Source organism: Caldicellulosiruptor changbaiensis (assembly GCF_003999255.1).
In the GTDB taxonomy this organism is placed as follows: Bacteria; Bacillota; Thermoanaerobacteria; order Caldicellulosiruptorales; family Caldicellulosiruptoraceae; genus Caldicellulosiruptor; species Caldicellulosiruptor changbaiensis.
This window is the reverse complement of the sequence record NZ_CP034791.1, coordinates 2701661-2727487: the sequence shown is the minus strand read 5'-3', so window position 1 is coordinate 2727487 and position 25827 is coordinate 2701661. Positions and strand designations below refer to the sequence as shown.

General features: G+C 36.7%; 16 protein-coding genes. All 16 read left to right on the top strand.

Annotation, left to right across the window (positions count from 1 at the left end; translation table 11 throughout):
* Positions 1-80 precede the first annotated feature (80 nt).
* A complete protein-coding gene (locus ELD05_RS13050) occupies positions 81-506 on the top strand; it encodes a hypothetical protein (RefSeq protein WP_127352770.1) in 426 nt (141 codons plus the stop codon).
* A 142-nt stretch (positions 507-648) separates the two neighbouring features.
* On the top strand, positions 649-1860 hold the full coding sequence (locus tag ELD05_RS13045; protein WP_127352769.1) for a glycosyltransferase family 2 protein: 1212 nt from the start codon (positions 649-651) through the stop codon (positions 1858-1860).
* Positions 1861-1959: 99 nt separating this feature from the next.
* On the top strand, positions 1960-4077 hold the full coding sequence (locus ELD05_RS13040) for a methyl-accepting chemotaxis protein (protein ID WP_127352768.1): 2118 nt from the start codon (positions 1960-1962) through the stop codon (positions 4075-4077).
* Between the two features lie 160 nt (positions 4078-4237).
* Positions 4238-7552 carry an Ig-like domain-containing protein gene (locus tag ELD05_RS13035; protein WP_127352767.1) on the top strand — a complete coding sequence of 1105 codons (3315 nt, stop codon included), beginning with the start codon at positions 4238-4240 and terminating at the stop codon, positions 7550-7552.
* 148 nt (positions 7553-7700) lie between these two features.
* The gene (locus tag ELD05_RS13030; RefSeq protein WP_127352766.1) at positions 7701-10589 is read left to right on the top strand and encodes a hypothetical protein; all 2889 of its coding nucleotides are present in this window, start codon (positions 7701-7703) and stop codon (positions 10587-10589) included.
* 194 nt (positions 10590-10783) lie between these two features.
* The gene (locus tag ELD05_RS13025; RefSeq protein ID WP_127352765.1) at positions 10784-12955 is read left to right on the top strand and encodes a S8 family serine peptidase; all 2172 of its coding nucleotides are present in this window, start codon (positions 10784-10786) and stop codon (positions 12953-12955) included.
* A 575-nt stretch (positions 12956-13530) separates the two neighbouring features.
* Positions 13531-14823, top strand: a complete 1293-nt coding sequence (locus tag ELD05_RS13020) for an HD domain-containing protein (RefSeq protein WP_127352764.1) — start codon at positions 13531-13533, stop codon at positions 14821-14823.
* A gap of 24 nt (positions 14824-14847) precedes the next feature.
* Positions 14848-15411, top strand: a complete 564-nt coding sequence (locus tag ELD05_RS13015) for a hypothetical protein (RefSeq protein ID WP_127352763.1) — start codon at positions 14848-14850, stop codon at positions 15409-15411.
* Between the two features lie 217 nt (positions 15412-15628).
* Positions 15629-16450, top strand: coding sequence for a hypothetical protein (locus ELD05_RS13010; protein ID WP_127352762.1), 822 nt, complete (start codon positions 15629-15631; stop codon positions 16448-16450).
* 34 nt (positions 16451-16484) lie between these two features.
* Entirely contained in the window at positions 16485-18479 is a 1995-nt protein-coding gene (locus ELD05_RS13005; protein WP_127352761.1) for an HlyD family efflux transporter periplasmic adaptor subunit, read from the top strand.
* Between the two features lie 25 nt (positions 18480-18504).
* A complete protein-coding gene (locus ELD05_RS13000; RefSeq protein ID WP_013402416.1) occupies positions 18505-19182 on the top strand; it encodes an ABC transporter ATP-binding protein in 678 nt (225 codons plus the stop codon).
* Positions 19183-19185: 3 nt separating this feature from the next.
* A complete protein-coding gene (locus ELD05_RS12995) occupies positions 19186-20364 on the top strand; it encodes an ABC transporter permease (RefSeq protein WP_127352760.1) in 1179 nt (392 codons plus the stop codon).
* 20 nt (positions 20365-20384) lie between these two features.
* Complete coding sequence (locus tag ELD05_RS12990) at positions 20385-23612, top strand: S-layer homology domain-containing protein (protein WP_127352759.1); 3228 nt, start codon at positions 20385-20387, stop codon at positions 23610-23612.
* Positions 23613-23901: 289 nt separating this feature from the next.
* A complete protein-coding gene (locus ELD05_RS12985; protein WP_206516892.1) occupies positions 23902-24150 on the top strand; it encodes a ribbon-helix-helix protein, CopG family in 249 nt (82 codons plus the stop codon).
* On the top strand, positions 24150-24488 hold the full coding sequence (locus tag ELD05_RS12980) for a type II toxin-antitoxin system PemK/MazF family toxin (RefSeq protein ID WP_127352757.1): 339 nt from the start codon (positions 24150-24152) through the stop codon (positions 24486-24488). Before ELD05_RS12985 ends, ELD05_RS12980 begins: the two co-directional genes overlap by 1 nt.
* Before the next feature lie 437 nt (positions 24489-24925).
* Positions 24926-25729 carry a hypothetical protein gene (locus tag ELD05_RS12975; protein ID WP_127352756.1) on the top strand — a complete coding sequence of 268 codons (804 nt, stop codon included), beginning with the start codon at positions 24926-24928 and terminating at the stop codon, positions 25727-25729.
* The last annotated feature ends 98 nt before the right edge of the window (positions 25730-25827 follow it).

The following is a 25827-nucleotide window of genomic DNA, read 5'->3' as shown; positions in this document are numbered from 1 at the left end:
GTGCATTCTATATAATTATATTTTCCTGGATAAGAATTGGATATGGGATAAACCAATTTAAAATTGTTTTCCAACAAATTTTGATTATAATTTTAACAATTTCAATCTGGCTTGAATCGTTGTATCTCAAAAAAATTATTGACAACAGTGAAGAATTAAAGGAGAAGATAAAACAATTAGAAAAATTACATCCTGAAGCTGGAGTGTTAACTTTCAATGAGTTTTTAGAAAGAGCAGAAATAATTTTTACTGCTCTCAGAAGACGAAATGAGGAAGCTCAGCTCATGGTAATAGAAGTAAGTAGCATAAGCAGTAATAATAGAATATCCAAAACTTTTATAAAAACAATTGGCAAAAATTTAATAGATTCGGTAAGAAAAAATTATGATATAATTTGCTATGTGGAAAATAACATTTTATTGGTTTTATTACAAAATATTGATAAACACGGTGCTATGCTTGTTGAAGATAGAATTAAGAAAAATCTTTTTACCATAAGATTTTAAATCCAGAAGTAAAAAACATATTAATGTAAAAGCAGAGAGCCTTGTAAGTAATTTTATGGCTTTCAAAAAATACATATTCAATTTAGTAAATAATATACATGATTGATTATCATGTGGATGGGTGATAAAAGTGATATTATCAATGGTAGTGATAACTGTTGCAATACTCTTTTGGTTATTAATTTTCTATTATTCAATATTAACAGTGTTTGGATTAATATTTAAAGTTCAATATAAAGAGACGAAAATCGAATTGAAGGAGTATCCAAGCGTGGATATTCTGATACCAGCTTATAATGAGGGCAAAGTGCTATTTGATACTTTGGATGCAATGGTAAATTTACATTATCCTGGTGAGTTAAATATCTATGTTCTTAATGATAATTCTACAGACAATACTGGCGATATTGCAGATTACTTTGCAAGGCTTTATACAAATGTTCATCATATAAAGGTGCCACCAGGAAAACCAAAAGGCAAAGCGAGAGTATTAAATTATGGTATGTCTATCTCTAAAGGAGAGATGATAGCCGTTTATGATGCAGACAATCAACCAGAGAGATTTGCTTTAATTAAACTTGTTCAAAAAGCTTTAGAGAAAGAGGAATATGCAGGTGCTGTAGGTTATGTGAAAACAATTAATATGCATAAGAATTCACTAACAAGAATGATAGGGTTAGAATTTATGATATTTCAATTGCTTATGCAATCTGGAAGATGGAAATTATTTAAATTAGGAACCTTAACAGGTACAAATATGCTTTTGAAAAGACATGTTTTGGAAAGGATAAATGGTTGGGACCCTTATGCCTTGGCTGAAGATGCTGAATTATCTTTGAGAATATATGCAGCACATTATTTATTGCCAATAGTACCTGATTCTGTAACATGGGAACAAGAACCTGAAGTTCTGAGAGTGTGGATTAGACAAAGGACAAGGTGGATGCAGGGGAATCTCTATCTTATAGCCAAAGTTCTTTCCGAAAAGAGCCTGATTAGAGGAATGAATATATTCAATGTTGTTCAAATGATATCTATTTACTATTTATTCGTTTCTCTCGTATTAGTTTCCGATATATGGTTTGTAATGGGGATTCTAAATTTGGTTAATATAAAATTCTCTGTTCCTTTGTTTGTACTTTGGTTTGAAACATTATTCATATATGTTGTCCAAATAGTGGCTTCTGCCGTAGTTGAGAAGGAGATAAATATAAGAAATATAATGTATGCTTTTTTAATGTATTTTACTTATGCTCAATTCTGGATATATCTTGTTCTGAAAGGATATTGGCTTCAGTTTAAAGCACGAAGAAAAAATTTGGAACCTGTTTGGGATAAAACTGTGAGATTTTAATGTTATTTTTGCAATTTTGCCTAAAACTCTCTTGACACATTCTCTGTTAAATGATGTATAATCAAAGATATAAAAATTAAAATTTAGAAGGTGAGGAAATTGTCTAAAAAAGACCCATTATCGTTTTTCAAAAAATCCATATTAAAACAAGGTCTTGGCAGAAAGCTCAGTCTTCTTGTTGTGGGGGTTTTGCTCATTCCAATTATTATAATTGACGTTATTTCAATCTCTATGTCTGTAAATTCAGTTATAAACGAGAGCAAAATGTCGTATCTTGCAGCGACAGAGGCAAACAGCCACTATTTTCAGCTTGTCTTTGACACTGTCAGAGATCAGGCACTGCAGCTTATGTCAAACGATGTTATCCAAAAACTCTATTCAGAGTCGCGTCAGATGACATTAGAAGATTATGACAAATACAGACTCAAAACTGATGCTGACAAGATGATTCAAAATGTTTTTGTCACAAACATCATGCTTTCTGCAGCGTATATATTGGTAAACAAGGATAATTCACTTTTGTATCCATACTTTTCTGCAGAATACATAGATTTTAACAAGTTAAAACAGGCTGACTGGTACAAAAAGATAATGCAGGCAGACGGACCTGTGTTTTTGGACAACCACTATCAGGCTTTAGATGAGGTAGCAAACCAAAAGAGCCAGACAATACCGCAGTATGCTTTTGCTATAGGTATGCCGTTTAAAGACATTTCATCTTCTCAAACACTTGGTGTTTTGCTAATTGACGTAAGTCTTCAGTGGCTAAGATCTGCTCTTCAGTCTACAAATATTTCCCAGCAGGGCGGGTACATGCTTGCTGTTTCACCATCTGGAAAAGTTATTTTGCCAAGCGAATGGGAAACAACAAGAAAGCTTTCGCCAAAAGCAGACACACCTTTTATAAAAAAGATACTGGCTGAGGCAAAGGGGAAAAATCCAAAAGGAGCTTTCAACACAGTATTTGACGGCAAACCATTTTTGATTACATATTCGCGCATACCCGAGCAAGAATGGATAATTGTAAGCATGATTCCTATTGAGATGCTACTTAGCTCTGCAAGGAAACTTGAGATTTTTGTGATTGTACTTACAATAATTTTCACCCTTGCTGCGCTTGCAGTTGGAATTTTCTTTGCGCTCAGGATGGTAAAGGATTTAGAGCTTGTTACAAACACATTTGCAGTTGCTGAAAAAGGTGACCTGACAGTAAGCCTGAACATTGAGCGAAACGACGAGATAGGATATTTTTCACACAGTTTTAACAACATGATAAAGAACATAAAAGGGCTCATTGAAAAGGGAGTAAAGCTTAGCGACCAGGTAACAGGCTCTATTTCTACTCTTTCGACCATTGCCGGTGAGACTGCTGCAGCATCAAATGAAGTTGCAAAAGCAATCTCAGAGATTGCAGAAGGTGCATCTAATCAGGCAAAAGAGGCGAGCAACGTTGTTGAGATAGTTTCAAAGTTTGGTGAGAGGATAGAAACAATTGTTGATGCTTCAAATAAGATGGAGAAGCTTTCAAAGAATGTAGCTGAACTTTCAACAAAAGGAGAAGGCGCAGTTTCGACCTTGGATTCTGTTTCGCACGACACTATGCAAATTACAGATACAATGATTTCAACAATTAACCAGCTTGCAGAATATTCAAGATCAATTGGCAAGATTATTCAGGTACTCAGCAGCATATCAGAGCAAACAAAGCTTTTGGCTCTAAATGCCTCAATTGAGGCGGCAAAAACAGGAGATGCTGGACGTGGCTTTGCTGTTGTTGCAAGCGAGATTAGAAAGCTTGCCGACCAGTCAAAAGAGTCAACAAGAGAAGTTGAGGATATGATAAAGAGGATTGTCAGCCAGACAAAAGCTGCTCAGGATGTTGCAGGTAGAGTAGAAGACGTTATTGAAAAGCAGAATGAAGCTGTCAGAAACGTTTCTTTGGCATTCTCAAGCATAAAATCTGCAATGGATGAACTAATTGGCGGTATAGAAAATATAAATCAGTCCATCTTGGCAATTGATAAAGAAAAAGATACTATTGTTCAGAGTATCGAGAATATCTCGGCAATATCACAAGAGACTGCTGCATCTTCTGAGGAGGTTTCTGCATCCACTGAAGAGCAGCTTGCTGCAATTGAAGAGCTCAGAGCTATGACAGAGCAGTTAAATAAGCTTGCACAGGATTTAAAAGAGGCAATGCAGGTTTTCAAAGTGTAATAAAATTATTTCACCAATTTTACAGTTTGGTTACAAATGCTAAACCCCTATTGACTTATTAAAATGCTGTTGTTAAAATTTTAGCTGTAAGTGATGAGGCTATAAAAATTAGTATAGCCTCATCACTAAAAAATCATACAAGGAGGTTTGGTGAGTAGTTATGAAAAAATTCAAAAGACTCATCGCTATCGTAACAGTATTGCTTTTTGCCCTCTCAATAATTGCGCCTGCGTTTGCACAGGACGAAGCTACACAAGAGACAGGTTCTGTGTATGACCAGGCAGCAAAGATTCTCCAAGACAAAGGCATCTTGAAAGGTAATGAGCAAGGCGACCTGATGCTCGACAAGGAACTTACAAGAGCAGAGATTTTAGCAATGATCATCAGAGCAACAGGTCAAGAAGATGTTGTAAAAGACTATGTCTATGCAGAACAATCCTTCAGCGATGTTCCACAGGATCACTGGGCATTTGCATATGTTGAGGCAGGTAAAGACCTCGGCATTGTAAATGGCTACCCGGATGGAACATTCAAGCCAGACAGAAAAGTCAAATTTGAAGAGCTCTGCAAGATGCTTGTTGCTGCAAAAGGCGAGAGCCCAGCAGCAGGAACATGGCCTCTCAACTACGTAAGAAAAGCTCTTGACCTTGGTTTCTTCAATGGTATTGAAGATGAAGTTGGAATTGGAACAATAGTAAAGAGAGGTCAAGCAGCAGTAGCATTCGCAAATGCATTCTTCCCACCAGAGAAGACAGTTGTTGTTAAAGACGTAAAACCACTTGCTAACGACACAATTCAGGTTTCAGTTGATGTATACCTCAACAATGAGCCTGCAACACTTGAAGATGGAGATGTAATTCCTCTTGATTTCGAAATTAAAGATGCATCTGATGAGACAAAGACAGTTGCAGTAACTCTGATTGATACAGAAAAGTCCGACTTTGCAAGCGGCAAGATTGTTCTTAAAACAGCTGCTCAAACAGCAAATGCAACATACAAACTCTACTTCAAGGGTAAAGACACAGGTTTGAAGTTTGTAGCAGTTCCAGTGCCACTCACAGTTACAAAGGTTGAGGCACTCAACTACAAAGAGATAAAGGTTACATTCAACAGAGCGGTTGACAATGACACATATGCAACAACAACTGGTAACTATACTGTAAAGGTAGGAACAGCAACAGTATCGGTTTCAAATGCAGCTTTGGCATCTGATAAGAAGTCAGTAACATTGCTTTTGGCTGACAAATTCTCCAAAGATGATACAGTGACAGTAACAGTTTCAAAGAATGTTGGTATGAGCGCTGATTATACAGCAACAATCTCTAACTTTATGGATACAACAGCACCTCAGGTTGAAAGTGTTGTTGCATCAGGTTTGATGAAGATTGTTGTTACATTCAGCGAGCCTGTTCAAGGTGCAGATAACCCAATTAACTACTTAATTGACAATACTTATGCAGCAGCATCTGTATCTGCTGATGCAACAAAGAGAATTTACACAATAACATTCTATAATCCACTTGCTGCAGGTAATCATACAGTTCAGTTCAACAATATAACTGACTATGCAGGATATGGACTGGTAACACCTGTTAAGACATTTGCAATGTCAAAAGATGATACACCAGTTTCAGGGCCATCAGTAGTTTCAGCAACACAGACAAAGGTAGTTTTGAAATTCAACAAAGATATTGCAAGAGTTACAAATGTAAGCGTATCACCAGCTGGTTCGCTTGATACAACTAAAGGTAATGGAACTGGTATTGAATATAATGGTTCAGAAGTTACAATGTACTTCAATCCTGACAACGCATTGCCAGCATCTGGTGCATCAATTAAGTTTGATGTGACAGATTCATCTGGCAATACAACAACTGGACTCAGTGTAACAGTTACACCAACAGTTGATGTTACAAGACCAGCTGTTGTAAGTGTATCAGTTGATTCTGAGAATCAGTTGACAGTTGTGTTCAATAAAGATGTAAGAATCAACATTGGTGAAAAGTATGAACTTAAAGCAAGTGATGGGACAATTTACACACCAACAAGCATTGCATATGGCGATGCTAACAGCAAAGTTAAATTAACATTCTCCGGTTTGAGTGCTGGTTCAACATATACACTCAATATCTCTGGTGTTAAGGATGCAACACCATTAAGAAATGAGATAATTCCAGCAAGCTTGAGTGTAACAATCTCTGATAAGTCAGCTCCAAATGTAGCAGGAATTTACAAAGAACTCACAACAGATGGCAAGATAGCAAAGATATACATTGTATACAATGAGAAAGTTAGTGCAACAACAGCTGTAAATCCTGCTAACTACACATTCTTGTATAGCGACAATACATCTAAGGCTGTTTCTTCAATTTCAAGTGCTTACATGAGCTTGCTTGGGGATGGCAAGACAGTTGTAATTGACTTTAAGAGCAGCCCACAAACTGATAACATTACAGGATTAATTGTTGCAAATGTTGCAGACCTCAATGGCAATACACTGTCAGGTAAGGTTGTAACAACATGGTCAACAAAGGCTGCAAGCACAGTAATTACAGGGGCTAAGTTGACAGCACAGAATACAATTGAGGTTTACTATTCAGGAAATGCACTTTTGACAGTTGCTCCAACAGACTTTATAATCTTCTACAAAGATGCAAAAGGAAATGATGTTGCAGCAACATATCCAGCAAGTGTATCCTTTGATAGCTCTAAGATAACAATTACACTCAACAGCAATCTCAATACTGATGCAACAGTTACAGTAAACAATGAGAGAAAACTTGTTGGTCTCAAGCTCAACCCAAGTGGTGTTGCAACAGTTGACATCTTTGGCAACAAACTTGGACCTGCAGGATTTGTATTGAACAACCTCACAGATGCATGCAGACCAACTGTAAGTATCTCAGCTGGCGACAAGTATGGCACAATCAAACTTGCATTCAGCGAAAACATGAATCCATTTAATCCATTCACAAGCGTTGCACTCTACAAGGGTAGCGACAAAATAGATTACCAGACATACACATGGGCAGACAGCAAGACATTAATCCTTGGTACAGCTAATAAGGATGTAAATGGTGTATTGGCAGCAGGTGTATACAAAGTTGTAGTAACACCTGATGTAAACGTAAAAGATGTAAATGGCAATGTACTTGGCTACGTATCACCAGCTGACGTCTATGTTGCAAATACATCAAGCGGTGGCTCAACACAACCACCTGCACAAGAGAACCCAATTGTTAGTGCGGATATATCTGCAGCACAATTTATTGGAACAACATATGTTGTTGCTGGGAAAGTAACTGTTAAGGCAGGAAATGTAGTAGAAAGCGTTACAGTAAACAATACAGCTATGAAGGTAACTGTAAGCGGAACAAATGAATACAAGATAGAAGGTGTAGTTGAGGGTCAACCAACTCAAGCAGTAGTTAAAATTAATGGTGTTACTTATACTGTTAATATTACAATTAAGTAATTGCTTGACAAGGTATTATAGATGTTGACGGATTTTTGGTATCTATATCACTGGCAGGCGGGCACTTATAGCCTTGCCTGTCAGTGATAGTAAACATAAAAGGTGTTAGTAGCTTTTAAATTTATAAAAAGGGAGGTTTTCAGAGATTATGAAAAAAATTGCACGGATAGTGAGTTTTGTTGTGTTAGTGACTTTTCTGCTCTCGACAGTAGCATTTGCAGCACTTCCACAGGGTATTTATATTGGTGGCAGTGTTGGTAAATACTACAGCTTGACTGATTATGTAAACAATAAAGCTACAATAATGCAGGAGATGACGACTGCAGGGTTGTCCAATGTTGCGTATATTGATGCAAATGGCAAAATAGCGAAAGCTGATGAGGTAGCTTCTAAAGGTTTTACTGCAGCTTTGCGCGATATTCAACCTGGCGATTTGCAAGGCACATATAAAGATACAACAGGAAATGTTGTATATAGTTCACAAGGTGTCGAATTTAAGATTGTTTCTGTAAATGTATTGACAGAGACTAAAGTAAAAGTAAAGTTTTCAGTTGCAGTTGACACAGCTGCTAAGGAGAACTTTACAATTCCAGGTGCAACAATAAATGCAGCAACTATACAAGCAGATAAAAGTGAAGTTGTTTTAGACGTTGCAGGTCTTGAGGTTAATAAGAATTATACGCTGACTGCTTCAGGTTTGAAAGTAAACGGTGTTGTTCAAAATACAGTAACATATACTTTTACAATGCCTGGGTGGCAGCTCTTATTTAATCCTGTATTAGAGATTAAAGATTCTATACTCAAAGCTGATGGAATCAGTCAAACAACAGTGAGATTTAAAGTGTATGATACAACAGGGCAGCTTTTAGCAGATATAGGTGATGTGGAAGTAGCATTCACAACTACATTTGGTAGTTTTGCAACTAATAGAGTTACAATGCAAAATGGTGTAGCTACTAACTTATTTAGGTCAGAAACTCTTGTAACAAAACAAAATGCTCTTATAACTGCTACAATTGTTGAAGCTGCAAATAAGAATTTGATAGGCGTAAAGGCAGAAGGTTATATTGTCTTAGATCCAAATCCAGATTCAAGTGTTGACCAAACTGTTGGTGCTTCACTTACTGAAATTCAAGCATCTCAAGCTGATAGAGTTATTTTGTACTTCAATAAGGATGTAACTCCAGAGAAGTATGCTGTACCAGGTACAAAGTATGTGATTGATCCAAACAAAGCTACAGTGTCAGTTTATAGTGTTGTAAATAATGTGGAAATGCTAAAAAATGTAAAAGGATTATTGCCAGTTCCAGGTAACTCAAAAGCATTAATGTTGTTGCTTGATGTTGATGATGTTGTTTATGGTAGTGGTAATGCATTAGTTGATAATGCTCAAGTAAAGGTTACATTTGAAGACAGAACCGGCTCAATTCCAGTATTGAGCACGAAGTATTGTGTAATAACTGATGCAAGAAAACCATCAATGCTTGGTGTAGCAAGAGAAGGTTTGAATACTGTGAAGGTAATCTTCTCTGAGGCAGTTGAAAGAGGTTCTGCTGTGAATCCAGAAAATTGGGTAATTGATGGAATTCCGTTGTCGAATACAACGGCATGGGGTAATGCTACTGTTAGTGTAGGTACATTTAACACAACTACTGGTGAGGACACAAGGCATGTTGTTACTATTAAGTTGGGAGCTGATAAGTACTTTACACCAGGCACTCATACAATTCAGGGAGCAAGAATTCAGGATTGGGCAGGTTTGACAGATCCAGGTGCGAATGTTATGGAAACACAGACTTTAGACTTTACAGTTCCAGAAGATAATACAAAACCGACGGCAACAATTGATGTTCAGTCGCCTGAGCAATGGGTAATTTCTTTTGATAAAGAATTGAGCGATACTTTGACATCGAATGAACTCAAGATGCAAAAGTGGAATTCTTCAACGGGCACATGGGAGGATGTTAGTGATAAGGTTTATTTTGTGGAAACTCCAACTGGTAGTGCAGGAATTGGTAGGCAAGAGATAAAGGTTACAATGATTGATACAACAATATATAAATTGGAAGCTGTTGTTGATTGGACATATTACTACAATACATCGGCAACAAACACAAATTATTATAACGACAAGTACAGAATAGTAATTAATGCTAATGCCGTAAAAGCGGCTGCTAATGGCAAGACAAATGATGAGATAATACTCACACTTGGTGGACCAATGCTTACCCCAGATGTAACTTCACCATCAATTGTTAATATTGAGCCAGTAGATGCAGACAGCAATGGTATTCCTGAATACTATAAAGTTACAATGTCTGAGCCTGTAAAAGGATTTGATGGTCTACCAACTCTTGCTCAGAATCAACCTTCATTGCCAATAGCAACAGCACAGTTTATTAAGACTGACAATAGCAAGACTGTAAATGCAACAGTTGATACAACAGCACTGGATAAATTTGATAAAGTTATCAAAGTAACCCCTGAAACTCCTCTTGATGCAGGAGATTGGATGATTGTTGTAAGGTCAATTTCAGATGACGTTGGTAACACAGCAGCATCTGCAACAAAGAACTTTACAGTCGCTGCACAACAAACTGCTCCAACAGCATTTAGAGTATTGTGGGTTGCAGCAGATTGTGATGGCGATAAGATTGTAAATGAGACCACATATGCAGAAGATAATCCAAATTCGTATGACTATATCTACATTAAATTTAGCAAACCAATTAAACTTGATAGTGCAAACAGTGCACTCAGAGTTGCAAACTATGTATTAGATGGTATGCAATTACCAACTGGCACGCAAATATTCGCAAATATTGCCGGTTATGATGATACTGACGATGTAATTGACTCAGTAACAATACAATTACCTAATGGCTGGTTAGCTGGTAAAGATTTGCCGCATGTATTAGTAATATCCAATACAATACTTGACAAAGATGGCAACCAGCTGACAAATGGTGGGGCTAAAGTATTACCATGGCAAGATAGTGATCAAACTGAATTACTAGATGGCAAAATTGGTAATTAATATTTACCTTAAAATGATAAAAAAAGTGGGACATGTTGAAAGCATGTCCCACTTTTTTATAGCTCATAAAGTAAGCGGACTCTAAAAATATACGTTTAAGTAACAAGATTAAGCGAAAAAATATAGCACTTATTACTAATAACTGCTATAATACAAATTATAAAAAAACTCAAATGAAAGGGGATTAATTTTTATTGAAAAAAAGAATAATAATTATATATTTTGTTTTGTTATTTAAATGTTTTTTCTTGATTGGCATGGTTTATGCTGAAAATGAAACACATTTTGATAGTTTACAATTTCAAAATAAAATTAAAAAAGCTCTTTTAAATGATAAAATACTATCTTACCAAAGAGACTATCAAAGGCTTTTACAAAATAATGTGCACAATGTTGATGTGACAAAGGTCCATAATAGACAAATCATAGTAAAACTTCGTGAAGGAAAAATATTTGATGCTAACAAATACAATTGTACTAAAGAAAAGTATTCAAACAGTTTTAAAAGCAATAATTACATTATTGTAAAGGTCCCCCAAAATCAAGACTACCAAAGAACTCTTTCACAAATACAAAACGACCCAGCTGTTGAATTTGCTGAACCTAACTACATATTCAAAATTCAAAAGATGCCTAATGATACATACTATCTTTCGCAGTGGTATCTTAGCAAAATAAAAATGCCAGAGGTGTGGGATAGGTTCATTGAACAAAAATCCACTATGTTGGCTGTCATAGATACAGGTGTTGACTACACACATCCAGACCTACAAGGCAAAGTTTTGCCGGGAATTGATCTTGTAAACGCAGACAATGACCCAATGGATGGCAATGGTCACGGAACGCATGTCGCAGGAATAATCGCAGCAGTGACTGACAATAATATTGGGATTGCAGGTATTACAAGCAACGCCAAGATTCTTCCAATAAAAGCAGGTGACAAAGACGGTTATTTTACAGCATCAACAGTTGTTGAGGCAATCTTTTATGCTATATCACAGAATGTAGATGTTATAAACCTAAGCCTTGGTGGATATTTCTCGTCTAATTTGCCGCTTATGTCAATTACTGATGCAATCATGCAAGCATATCAAAAAGGGATAGTAGTTGTTGCAGCAGCAGGAAATGATGCAACAGACGAGTGGACTTTTCCAGCTGCAATTCCGCCGGTCATTGCAGTTTCGGCAACAGCTACTGATGACAACAGAGCAAAATTTAGCAATTTCGGTAGTTACATTGACATAGCAGCACCAGGTACAAATATCTTGAGCACCATTATAACAAATGCTGATTACGATAGTGTAAAGGATGGATACACAACTGAAAGTGGTACCTCAGTGGCAGCACCAATTGTAAGTGGCATTGCTGCACTTTTGAAATCAATACATCCCGATTGGGGACCTGATGAGATTGAGTGGGCATTGGAACTTTCTGCATACAGAAAAGATCCAAGCATTTTATGGGATGAGTATTTAGGATATGGCAGGGTAGATGCATATGCAGCCTTATCACAGGTTCTACCTGATTTGAGCCAGGATGCTGGGGATATGCCATCAAATGCAAAAAAAATTACTCCTTTTCAGGCAGTTACCGAAAAAATTGACAAGCCGGGGGATGATGATTTTTTTGTATTTGATATCAAAACAACATCCAATGTACACATAAAGATATCAAATGTTTCTTCCAACCTTGATGTTGTTGGGAATGTTAGAAAGTATAGTGGTGATACTGTGGTATATAACTATGAAATGGACAATATAGGATTTGGAAAGTCAGAAGAAGCAACTTTAACACTTGACCCTGGCCAGTACTACATTTGGGTTTATGACTTTTACAATCACTGGGCAAATTCACCGTATACAGTTGAGGTTGATGTGCAGCCGATAGACTCATCTTCTCAAAAAAAGATGGAAGTCGTGATTACAAATCAAATCATTTTTGATATTAAGCTTGCAGAGAATGTTACAATTAAATCTGTTGAGCTTCTTGATGGTCAGCAAGTAATTGCTTCGACTCAAGATATAAAAGGTACAACTGCAACAATGGTTTACCAGGGTGAGTTTAGCAAGACATCATATCAGATTAGAGTCTGGAGTGTGGATGGAAGGTTTGGCACAGCTTCAGTGCAGATTCAGCCCTCAATGAAGATTGTTGATATTGATGCAAGCAAGGGACTGCTTAAGATAAAAGCAGTCGTAAATGGCAAACTCTATAAAAATGGACAATATGTAAAAAGCATGATTAAGGACGAAGAATACACATTTGAAGGATTAACCTCAGATGATATAATCCAATTAATTCCTACTGAGGCAGAAGGACTGATTACTCCTGCAACATCAATTAAGCAGTTGGAAGGATCTAAATAGTTTAATTTAATGGTCCTTTCATTATAGCTAAAAAAATAATATTTATTCAATTGATTTTGGAAAGAACCGATTCTATTTTATCATTAAAAAAATGATCATCATTAAGACTATTAGTTTGTGAATGGGTGTTAAAGATATTTCTGCTGATTACGGCAAAATTAGTAAACTATAATTTAGAAAAACTTGGAATTTTATTCGACTAATTAAAATGTACCAAAAAGCTCATATTCTAGCCAGAAGGAGACTTTACACAAAAATTTGGACTTGACCTTAATACATTTAGCTTTGCATTAAACCCTTATGTTATACTGTTAGCATACTCTGCACTAATGAAATCAAATGTTTCCGAAAGACATTTCCATAAAACTTTTATTCATCGAATTAATTTTTTAAGCCGTACTTCAATTTAAATGGCAAATAAGACAACTAAAAAGATATTACTTCAAATAAAATATATTTGCAAAAATTTATTCTCTTTGTTATAATAAATACACAGAACATATTTTCTTTTGTCACAAGAACTTCTACTTTGAAAAATATATTTAGACAAGGTATTTTGAAATTGGAGAGTCAAAATGAGTGCAAATGAAATTTATGAATTCAGAGATCCAGTTCATGGTTTTATTCAAGTTAATGATTTAGAACTGAAAATCATAGATTCTTTTCCATTTCAGAGATTACGCAATATAAAACAACTGGCATTTTCCCATTACGTCTATCATGGAGCAGAACATTCAAGGTTTGGACATTCATTGGGCGTTATGCATCTTGTTACAAAAGCATTCAGGACAGTTGTTGAGAAGACAAATATTTTTGATATTCCTCAAAAAGAATGGTATACTCAGATATTGAGACTTATAGCTTTGATTCATGATATCGGACATGCTCCTTTTTCTCACGCTACAGAAGAGCTTTTTCCAGATGATTTGAAACATGAAGATTACAGTTGCATGATAGCAACACAAACAGAGATAGGGGATTATATTCATGAGATAGGAGAGAGATTCAAAAAACTCTACGGTAAAGACTATGATATTACTCCTGAGCTGATTTGTTCTATATACAAAGGAGAAAATATAGAAAATCCTGATTTCATGTTTCTAAGAAAGTTTATGGACAGTGAATTAGACTGTGACAAGATGGATTATTTTTTACGGGATTCACTTTACTGTGGTGTAAGCTATGGAAAGTTTGATTTGGAAAGGTTAATAAACACTCTTACCATTTGGAAGAATGATGAAGGTATACTTCATCTTGCTATTGAAAAAGGCGGAATGCACGCTTTTGAAGAGTTTGTTTTAGCTCGATATTTTATGTTTACACAAGTTTACTTTCACAAAACTCGAAGGTTCTTGGATAATATGCTTTTTTCTTTTTTGAAGTCTACTTTGAAAGAGGGTAAATATCCCAAAGACATTAATGAATTTTTAGAATATGACGATGTAACAATCAGTGAACTTATCAGAGAAAAGAGCAAAGAAAATGAATGTGCAGAAAGACTTTTAAAGAGAAAGATAATGAGCTGTATTTATGAAACACCACCTCATGCTAACAAAGATCAAGAATCTATTTATAATTTGATAAAAAACAGTCTTATACGAAAAATTGGCAAAGAAAATCTTCTTTTTGATTCGGCTGACAAAATGATTCATCAGATACCTGTAAAATATGAACTTGATAGTGAAAAAGCAATCCCTATAATAGACGAGAAAAACAAAGAAGTGATGTCTATAAGTATTGCTTCAGAGGTTATAAAAAAGATGACTGAACCAATAAATATAAAAAGGATATATGTTACTGAGGATAAAAAGGAAGAAGCAGAGGAAATAGTAAATGAAATACAGAATATGATGAAACGTTCAAATTAAAAAGGGGAGGGAGGTACCTACATTATGAAAGAAAATAGAGACCTGATATTGTGGTATTTGATAAAAGAGTTTACTAAACATTGCTCACGTACAGGAAACAAAGTAGGTAAGAAGTTTTTGCAAAAAGTGGTGTATTTGCTGCAGAGAAAGGGATTAAACCTTAACTATAATTTTTCGATTCACTATTATGGTCCGTACAGTAGCCAGTTAGAATATGATATACACAGATTAGAAATGAATAGATTAGTACGAATTGATCCAAAAGATGGATACACTCATGAAATAATTCCTGAAGAAGTATCTGATGATGAAAAATATTTGAGCCATCATGATATAGAGATGATAGACTCAAAAGAGATTAAAGATTTAATAAAAAACTTGTCGAGCTTTAACGCTTCTGAATTGGAGTTAATTGCAACAGTGGATTACGTGATAAATCAACTAAAAATTCGAGGGACTGATGAGCTTAATAAAAAAGAAATTATAGAAAAAGTGAAAAGGTTAAAAGGCAATAAATACACCGAGAAAAAAATAGAGGAAGCCATTAAGTTTTTAGAAGAAAACGGTTTTGTAAAAATAGAGGGTTAGACTGATGAAAAAGATAATGTTATTATCTTCGCTAAATTTTTCTGGTTATGACTAAAAGCGAGGTGGGTATTATTTAGCCCACCTTTTTTATTTTCCTCATTTCACAATTTTCACATTTCATTAAAATTTGTTTATAAAAATTTAAAAATTTATTCACAAATTACTGCTAATATATTTAAAGAGGAAAATCTTCACAGAAGGAGGCGCAAATAAAAAAATGAGAATAACGAAAAGCCTAAAAGCTTATATGTCCCTTATGTTAATATTGACTTTTATAATTGCAGTGTTGATCTTACCATGGAATATATCATATGCCCAATCGAACAGTGCTCAAAATTCCCAGCCAGATTTAATTGGCGTTGTAAAGAGTTTATCTGGCAGTAAAATCACAATCTACATCGCAAAGCTCTCTTCTCAAAGCGATGGTAGAGGATTTGGAAGAGGTAGAATTGAGCTGACTAACAAGACACAGACAATCACAGTTTCAAGCAAAACATCAATCGTAACAAGAGTATTTCAAAATGGTCAGATAACAGAGAAGAAGTTATCCACAAAGGACTTAAAGGCAAACAACATCTTGTACATCTGGTATGCAGATAGCAAAAAGAAAACCATCTCAAGAATTCTTATCCAGGGTACATACGACCCGTATCAGACACCAGAAGCTATTGGTGTTATCAAAAAAGTTGAGTCAAACAAAATAACCATCACAGTTGCAACAATACAAAGACCACAGCCAAGGCAAAACACATCAAACAATCAAACTCAGCAAAGAATGGCTTCTCAGCCACCTCAAGGTGGATTTGGCAGAGGCATGATGAATCTAAAGCTATCAAGCCAAACAAAGACAATAGCAATTTCAAAGTCGACAGTGATTGTTACAAGAACATTTCAAAATGGTCAGATGACAGAAAAGAAGCTGACTGTAAAGGATTTGAAAGCAAACAACATAGTGTACATCTGGTATTCTGACAGTAAAAAAACAACTGCAAAAAGGATTATGGTGATGGGAACATACAGCCAGAGCAGTTCAAAGTAAAAAAGCAGAAAAGTGTGAAAGGAAGGGTGTGCATATGGCATTTAAAATTAAATCATTAAAATCTCCAAAGATTAAGATTGGGTTTAAAAACAAAGCTGCAAAAAGGATTATAATTTCTATATTAGTTGTAGCCATTTTAGCGGCAGGTGGGTTTGGCATTTACAAGTTCATTCAGGGCAAAAAGAATCAAACGCAAACAGTTCAGCAGAGAACGGCAAGAGTGACACGAGGAGACATCACTGTCACCGTTTCGGGCTCCGGTCCGATTGAGTCTGCTCAGAGTGTTGATTTGACATCTACTGTCAGCTCAACAATAACAAGAGTCAACTTTAACGATGGCGACACAGTCAAAAAAGGAGATATCATATTTGAGCTTGAAAGCCAGGATGCAAAGGACAAGATTGATTCAATTAAGAGTCAGATTGACGATGTGAACTCCTCAATTGCAGATGTTCAGGAGAGCATCAAAAACCTTGTTATCACCGCACCCATTTCAGGGTATGTTAAAAATCTGAATGCTCAAGAAGGAGACAGGGTTTCAAAAGGTTCAACCGTTTTGACAATAATTGATACATCAAAGCTGAAAGTTACATTACCATTTTCAGCAGCGCTTTTCGGCAAGGTCAAGATAGGTGCGCCAGCAGTTGTTTACATTCCTGACATTTCACAGTCAATCCAGGGCACAGCAAGCTATCTTGGGAACACAACTTACACAAATGACTACGGTGGCAAAGTTTTTGATGTTGAGATCACAATCTCAAACCCCGGTGCTCTGCAGGAAGGTATGAAGGCAAGTGCTGAGATAAAGGTAGGAGCTGAAGTATATCTTAGCACGCAGGATGCAACCTTGGAGTATGTAGACAAGGAAAATGTCAAGGCAAAGGTTGACGGTGAGGTTGAAGAGATTTTTGCAAGAAACAACCAGTTTGTTGAAAAAGGAGCTGTGCTTTTAAAACTTTCAAACGATGACCTGTCAAAACAGCTCAAGAACTACCAGACACAGCTTAAAAACTTGCAGGACCAGCTAAAGGATGCAGAGGATAATTTGGAAAATTACTATATCAAAGCTCCGTTTGACGGTGTTGTGACCAACATAAACTTCAAGAAAGGCGATAACATAAAAGCGGGAGAGATACTTGCAACTGTATTTGATAACAAAAATTTAGTATTTAGGGTTGACATAGATGAGCTTGATATTGCTAAAATAAAAGTAGGGCAAAAAGTAAATATAACAGTTGATGCTCTACCAGAGACACAGACAAACCCGCTGACAGGGAAAGTATCCAAAATCCCGCTTGAGGGAACAACCCAGAACGGCGTTACAACATACTCTGTTACGATCTCAATTGACAATCCCAAGAACCTCAAGATTGGCATGAATGCAAACGCTGAGATAATAGTAAACCAGAAACAAGATATTTTGATGGTGCCGCTTGAAGCTGTCCAGAAATTCGGCAACAGGTACTTTGTGTTTGTAAAAAGCTCAAGTCAAAATAGCTCTCAGCAAGAGCAAACTGGCGGATTTTTCCCGCAGGGAGGTTTTGGAAATAATCAGCAAAGCTCTGCTCAAGGCTCACAAAACTGGCGACAAAGATGGCAGCAGCAAGAAGGCAGCAACACAGAAAGTGCACAGCAATCAGGAAATAGCCAGTCAAGAGGTTCATGGTCGCAAAATAGTCAAGGCACAGGTAGCTCTTCGCAGCTGCGAACAAGAAGGATGGCAAGTTTACTTAACAACAGTTACTACAAAGGCGCAGTTTTGCGACCTGTTGAGGTTGGTATAAACAATGACTCATACATCGAGATTGTAAGCGGACTTAGCGAAGACGATATCGTTGTCCTGCCACCGCTTTCTACAGGCTCAACAAGCACACAAACGCAAACTCAGCAGGGATTTAACATAATGGGCGGGTTTGGCGGACCAGGTGGTGGAATGCCAGGCGAGTTCAGACAGTTCAGACAAAACCAAAGCGGTACTGGCAGAACAAATCAGTCGTCTGGTTCTCAGGGAAGTAACACAAACAGGTAATAAAAAAAGAAGGTGAAAGTTTGCTATGATCGAACTTTATGATATCTACAAAATCTACAAAATGGGCGAAAATGAGGTGTATGCTTTAAACGGTATTAACCTGAAAATCAATGTTCACGAGTTTGTTGCAATAGTGGGTCCATCCGGCTCAGGAAAATCAACTCTTATGAACATCATAGGCTGTCTTGACACACCAACATCTGGCACATACATACTGGATGGTCATGAAGTCAGCAGGCTAAATGACAACCAGCTTGCTGAGATTCGGAACAGCAAGATAGGCTTTGTATTTCAAAACTTTAACTTAATACCACAGCTCACAGCTCTTGAAAACGTTGAGCTTCCTTTAATCTACAAAGGTGTTCCGGCCTCTATGCGTCACAAGCTTGCAAAAGAAGCTCTTGCAAGGGTTAGCTTGGAACATAGAATGCATCACAGACCAAGAGAGCTATCTGGCGGTCAGCAGCAGAGAGTTGCAATTGCAAGGGCGCTTGTCACAAACCCAGCAATAATTCTTGCTGACGAGCCAACAGGGAACTTGGACTCAAAGTCAGGTGCTGAGATAATTCAAATATTTAAGGAACTTCATGCACAGGGTAGCACAATTGTTTTAATCACACACGACAACAACATAGCAGCTCAGGCAAGAAGAATTGTGCGGATTCAGGACGGTCAAATAATAGAGGACAAGGAGGTGAGCTGACAGGTGGCTCAGTTTGCTTTGGCTTTCAAGATGGCAATAAAGAGCATCCTTTCAAATAAGCTAAGGTCTTTTCTTACTATGCTTGGTGTCATCATCGGTATCTGGGCGGTGATTGCAGTTGTTGGGCTTGCCCAGGGAAGCACCAAAAGCATAACAGACAGGCTTCAAAGGCTTGGAACAAATCTCATTCAAATAAACATCACAGGAAGAAACAGTAACAGGAACGTCACATATGAAGAGCTTCAGCAGTTTGCCGAGCAGCACCAAGACGATATTGAGGCAATAGCTCCAACTGTATCGAGCTCTGTCACGCTCAAGTATGGGACAAACACCCACGATACAACCCTGGTTGGAACAACAGCAGACTACAGCACTGTCAGAGACGTCAACGTCAGCAGCGGAAGGTTTATTTTGCCCATTGATGTGGACTACCGTCAAAAGGTTGCGCTTGTTGGGACGTACATCGTAAAGGATTTGTTTAATGGGCAAAACCCTATAGGGCAAAAGATAAAGATAAACGGGCAGATATTCACAGTTGTTGGTGTTTTAGAAGAGCGTGCAAATTCGCAGGAGCAGTCAGACGATGACCAGGTGATAGTCCCTGTAACAGTTGCGCAAAGGCTTACACGAAACGCAATCATTCGAAACTTTGCGATAAAAATCACAGATGGCAACAGAAGCGAAGCTGTAATGAACTATCTCAACGATTTTCTCATGAAGATTTATAACGACTCTACAGCTTTTAGAGTTTTCAACACAGCCCAGCTACTTGACACCTTAAACAGTGTAACCCAGACACTCACGCTTATGCTTGCCGGAATTGCTGCAATTTCGCTCATTGTCGGTGGAATTGGCATTATGAACATCATGCTTGTGTCTGTGACAGAGAGGACAAGAGAGATTGGAATCAGAAAAGCAATCGGCGCAAAGAGAAGAAATATACTTGTTCAGTTTTTGATAGAGGCATCTGTTGTGACAGGACTTGGTGGAGTGGTAGGTATAATTCTGGGATTTGTGACAATAAGAGTAATGTCAAAACTTAATATTGCAACAGCTATATTCTCAATACCATGGGCCATTCTTGCATTTACAATTTCACTTGCTATAGGGATAGTCTTTGGACTGTTCCCGGCATCAAAAGCATCGCGCCTCAACCCGATAGAAGCGCTAAGATACGAATAAGCTTGGAGGGGATATGAAAGATGAGAAAAAAGTTTTTAGCAGTCATTTTGTTACTTTGCTTTGTGGTTGTAAACTTTGGTTTGTCTTCTGCTTTTGCTGCATACAAAGACATTCCATCAAATGCAAGTTACAAGCAGGCAGTAGAAAAGTTAAATAAGCTTGGGATTCTTGTTTACAAGGACTATTTCAAGCCAAATGCTGCTGTCTTACGCGGTGAGTTCGCAGCTGCGATTGTCAAGATCTCAAACGCAGAGGATGAGGCAAACCTTCAGAAAGGGTATTCACAGTATCCTGATATAAAGCCGGCTACTGCGCTTTGTGGATATGTCAACTGGGCGGTAAAGAAAAAATACATGACACCAATGGCAGACAATAAGTTCCATCCAAACGACCCGATTACCTTTGCCCAGGCGACAACTGCTATTGTTAGGATGCTTGGGTACTCTGACTCAGATCTTTCTGGCATCTGGCCACAAAACTACATTGACAAAGCATCTGAGCTTGGGCTTATAAAAGGAATAAACCTTTCTGCTTCGCAAAAGGTTCCGCGCTGGGCTGTAGCACTGATGTTATCAAGGCTTCTTGACACTGAGGTCAAAAGCGGTGGAAATCAAGCTCAATCTGGCCAGTCAGCTTTAAGTGGAGTATCAGCTTCATCCCAAAACAGCAGCGGCATAAAATTTTCTGAGTATGTTGGGCTTTACAAATCGTATGTTGTGCTTGATACCGGCAAAACTTCTTCAAAGCTTCTTTCAAATGAGGTTTTGACAGACAGCGGAGTGCTTGTGAACACAACAAAAACGCAACTTGAAGTTGGGAAAAAGTACATGCTTCAAGTTGACGACAACAAAATCACGAAAGTGTTTGGCACTGAAGCTGACTCTTTTCAGATTGTCAGCACAAAGGTAAGCAGCAAGACCATATATTACAAAGAAAGTGGAAAGACAAAATCAATCACTTTGCCATCTTCAGCAACATACTATTACAATGGGACAAAGCAAAGCTACGATGCAATAGAAAATGTGCTAAAACCAAACCAGAAAATAAGCTTTATATATTCTGAAGATAGGAGCAAAGTGGACTATGTTGTAATTAAAGAAATATATGCACAAGAGGTTTATGGAAACTACGATGAGGTGCTGATTTTGGCAACTCCTAAAACATCATCATCTTTGGAGGCAAACCAGGTTCAGACAGACAAGGGAATATACTTTGTTGCATCTTCAATAAAACCTGAAAACCTTGAAATTGGAGCAAAGTATGGAGTGTATATAAAAGATGATACAATTACAGTAGCTTTGCAAAAGGTATGGGTATCTGACAAGTTTACCATCAAAAATATAGATGATTACACACTTGATGTTGAGCAAAACGGCAAGACACAGAAGATTCAGCTATCAAGCAAACCTGTATATTACTATCAAGGCACAAAACAGAGCTATGAAAATCTGCCAAGCATTTTAAAAGAAGACCAGATACTCTATGTATCAAAAGACCCTGACACAGGCAAGGTTATGGCGTATGTTATTCAAGACCCATACGGCACACAGTACGGGAATTATATTGAGGCAATAGTTTTGCAGGATGCACTTTTAAACTCAAGCCTTGAGAACAACCAGGTTATGACTGACAAGGGCATCTTTTACCTTCCATCTGCCGAGACAAAGCTTGAAATAGGTGCAAAGTACGGACTTTATGTTAAAAACGATAAGATAACCCTTGTTGTAAGGAAGTTGAATAATACTCAGCAATATGAGGTAACAGATGTTGTAGGTGATACTAACGTCAAGCTAAAAGGTACTCAGGGGCAGGAGAACATTATTCTGCCTCAAAAGCCGGTTTATTATTACAATGGTGCAAAAACAAACTACCTTGAGCTCAAGAATGTGCTAAAAGTGGGTCAGAAAATCTATTTTGGTTTTGCAAAGGATGGCAAGACATACGAATACGTTGTAATTCAGGACCCATACTCTCTTGAGTATGGCACATATACAGAGGTCATAGTGATGGCAGATAGCATTTCGTCGAGCAAGCTTGCAACAAACGAGGTTCTAACAGACCAGGGCATATATGTTGTGGGAAGATCTGCAGGAAAGCTTTCTGTTGGTGCAAAGTATGGTGTGTACATCAAAGATGATACAATCACCAAGGTTGTGAAAAAGCTTAACAACGTGGAGTCAGCGGAGATCACGGGAGTGGTTAGTGATACAAATGTAAAGCTCAAAAAAGGAAGCAGTGAAAATACCATGTTTCTTCCTCAAAAACCTACGTACTATTACAATGGAAATAAGCTCAGCTATGACCAGCTAAAGAGCATTCTCAAAACAGGTCAGAAAATCTATTTTGGCTACAACCAGTCGGGAAGCTCTTATGAGTATGCAATCATCCAGGACCCATACTATGATGAGTATGGAACATACATGGAAGTCATTGTAATGGGCACAAGTAAGGTAACAAAAGGTCTTGCAGAAAATGAAGTTCTGACAGACAAGGGCATTTTGACCCTGCCGTCAAACCAGAATATAAACTTGGAGCTTGGCGCAAAATATGGGCTTTATGTTGATTCAGATAATCAAATAACTCTTGTCTTCAAAAAATTCAACTCAACAGATGGCATGACAGTTGTGTATGCTCTTGGAAGCAAAGTAACAGTTGATAAAGGCGGAACACAGGTTGAGATGACTCTGCCACAGAACATAACCTACTACTACAGCGGCACAAAGATTGATTACTCACAGGTGCTTCAGAAGATGCAAAGAGCGACATCGCTTGTGTTTGGGATATCAACACAAAAGAAAGGGTACGACTACTGTGTGGTATTTGACCCGGTATACAGCAAGCCATACCTTGCAAACGAGCAGACATATCTGACCTTAAAAGCAGGTGATTTGGATATAAGTGGTAGCAGTAAAGTTATAAAAGACGGGGATGTTGTGGATTACAGCTATATTCAGAAAAACGATGTTGTCTATGCTGTGACAGACATCTGGGGTGGTAATAAGTTCATACTTGTTGTAGATGACAGGGTTGAATGTTATATCAAGAGCTACCAGCCAACAAGGTTCACACCAAAGTCAATTGTTGTAAGTGCAGTAGACCTGACAACAGGAAAGCTTGTGGACAGGACGTATGAGGTGAGCGAAGATTTTGACCCGTCTGTGCTTCTTTCTGACACCTTCAAAGTTGGTCAGAGAGTGTACCTCATCTTAGGGTACGATGGCAAAGTTGTGAGCATGGTAAATCCATAAAAAAATATTTATTTAATTGGCTTATGGTAAAAGGGACTGTTCCAAATTTTTTGGCACAGTCCCTTATTTTTGTTAAATACAACAACTTGATGTATTCCTTTTTTATAACCGATTTTTCAGATGGATGGTAGTTCACGTCAGTCCCTTAGTTTTTTGAAGTATAAAATTTTGATCAGTAAAATTGAGCTTGCTGTTTGATTATCTTAGTAAGATTAATATTTTTGTTTGAAAAAATTTTTTCAATTCAGTATACTATTAAGTAGATAAATTAATCTACAAGGTGATGATTATGGCAAATAACACGACAACAGTAAGAGTGGATGTTGAAACATATAAAAGTTTAAAGAAACTTTCAGAGCAGCTCAATCAACCAATGCAAAAAATAATTCAGGAAGCCCTTGCAGAATACAAAAGGAAAATTTTACTTTCAGCTACTGCTGAAGCTTTTGCAGTTCTTAAAGAAAACAGTAAGCTGTGGCAGGAAGAAGTTGAAGAAAGACAACTGTGGGAAAATACATTGCAGGATGGGATTGAATAATGAGTGCAAGAAGAGGAGAAATATGGCTTGTGGATTTAAACCCAACACGGGGACATGAGCAAAGTGGTGTTCGGCCAGCGGTAATAGTTTCAGTTGATGAGTTCAATTCTTGTCCTGCTGATTTAGTGGTTATTGTGCCAATTACGACCAAAAACAAGAATATACCTCTGCATGTAAAAATACAACCAAAAGAAAGTGGTCTTGACAGAGTGTCATTTGCAAAACCAGAAGATATACGGTCAATTTCAAAAGAAAGGCTTGTAAAGAAAATAGGAAGATTGTCTGATGAAAAGTTAAGAGAACTGGAGGAGAAGATAAAGATTCTATTGGGACTGTAAAAATAACCTATGTTTAACAGAGGGTTCGTATTATAAGACGTTCCTGATAATGGTTATTATTAGAAATTATGAAATCACATTAAGTACAATATATTCAATGTTGGATAGACAGAGTATAAAGTTTGTTTTCTATTCGATACTTTCTAATAAAAAATTAGAATAAGAAACTTTTTGAAAGTCAATCTTGCGGAAAACCACAAAGATCTGAACATTTCTTGGGTATCACAAAGTTAGTGGATAAATTGCTTGATAAATTAAGCAAAAAATATATAAAGTAAGTTATTTAGAATTTTGAAAAGGTATTGTTAGATAATAATTAAAAAGGAAAAAAAGAGACTTTCAGCTCTACCTTACAATAGTAATATATCTTCTGTTCTCAAATTCTGGGAAAAAGTTTTCGGCATATGTAAGTCACCTGAAAAAGAGGTGGTTACCTGATGGTTGTAAGTTGGTTTAAAAACTTTTTTTACCGCAAAATACGCTCTTTGCGTAATTCCATTGAAAAATTTTTAATGGGAATAAAGCAATTAATTATATTTAGCTTAATTACCTTTTTAATTTTCTTTATAATAGGAATGTTTATTTTATTTGTAATATTTGTTATCAATGGCTTATCGAATAATCATTATATAAATAATATCAGTGATTTATGTATAGATATATTTTTTGTTTCTTTAACACTGATGTTTATAAACGTTTATCTTAAGAGAGACTTTATATCCAATGGAGATGCATTGAAAATTCTACTTAATGAGTTGTGTGCATTGTTTTATGGTTTTAAAATATTTATAGATAAGAAAATTGGTATACTTTTGAGAGAATTAAGAAGAAAGGTTCTATTAGCTTTGATAATTGTTATATTAGGTGTAATTACAAGCATACAATTATTAATTACATTTGGTATTAGGGTAACAATTGAAAAATATACATATCCAATGTTGTGCGTATGGATAATATTTTTGTTTTTAAGTAGTACGGTAGTCAAAGATAGTTACGGTTTTTTGTATTATAATGATATCGAAGCACAATACTATATTTATTTTAAGAAATTTTATTTGTGGTTTGCAGCAACGTTGGTAAATATTGCATACATAGTATATAAATTGGCTTGTGCAAAAGATTTAAAAGAGATAATGTTTTTACTAATATCAACTCTTTTCTCTATAGATAGAATGATTAGTGCCTATATAGATGTTGTAAAAAACTACAATAACCTAAAAAACTGGCAATCTATTAAATAAACTTGAGATAAAAAAGAATTGAATTAACCGAACATGATGAGGTATGATTCAAGTTTTAAAGACTGTTGATAGAAATAAAGATAAAAAAATTTAATACT

Bases quoted from the DNA above. Each gene is read 5' to 3' on its own strand.
- ELD05_RS13045 (WP_127352769.1), top strand. From the start codon at position 649: ATGGTAGTGATAACTGTTGCAATACTCTTTTGGTTATTAATTTTCTAT.
- ELD05_RS13035 (WP_127352767.1), top strand. From the start codon at position 4,238: ATGAAAAAATTCAAAAGACTCATCGCTATCGTAACAGTATTGCTTTTT.
- ELD05_RS13030 (WP_127352766.1), top strand. From the start codon at position 7,701: ATGAAAAAAATTGCACGGATAGTGAGTTTTGTTGTGTTAGTGACTTTT.
- ELD05_RS13020 (WP_127352764.1), top strand. From the start codon at position 13,531: ATGAGTGCAAATGAAATTTATGAATTCAGAGATCCAGTTCATGGTTTT.
- ELD05_RS13015 (WP_127352763.1), top strand. From the start codon at position 14,848: ATGAAAGAAAATAGAGACCTGATATTGTGGTATTTGATAAAAGAGTTT.
- ELD05_RS13010 (WP_127352762.1), top strand. From the start codon at position 15,629: ATGAGAATAACGAAAAGCCTAAAAGCTTATATGTCCCTTATGTTAATA.
- ELD05_RS13005 (WP_127352761.1), top strand. From the start codon at position 16,485: ATGGCATTTAAAATTAAATCATTAAAATCTCCAAAGATTAAGATTGGG.
- ELD05_RS13000 (WP_013402416.1), top strand. From the start codon at position 18,505: ATGATCGAACTTTATGATATCTACAAAATCTACAAAATGGGCGAAAAT.
- ELD05_RS12990 (WP_127352759.1), top strand. From the start codon at position 20,385: ATGAGAAAAAAGTTTTTAGCAGTCATTTTGTTACTTTGCTTTGTGGTT.
- ELD05_RS12985 (WP_206516892.1), top strand. From the start codon at position 23,902: ATGGCAAATAACACGACAACAGTAAGAGTGGATGTTGAAACATATAAA.
- ELD05_RS12980 (WP_127352757.1), top strand. From the start codon at position 24,150: ATGAGTGCAAGAAGAGGAGAAATATGGCTTGTGGATTTAAACCCAACA.
- ELD05_RS12975 (WP_127352756.1), top strand. From the start codon at position 24,926: ATGGTTGTAAGTTGGTTTAAAAACTTTTTTTACCGCAAAATACGCTCT.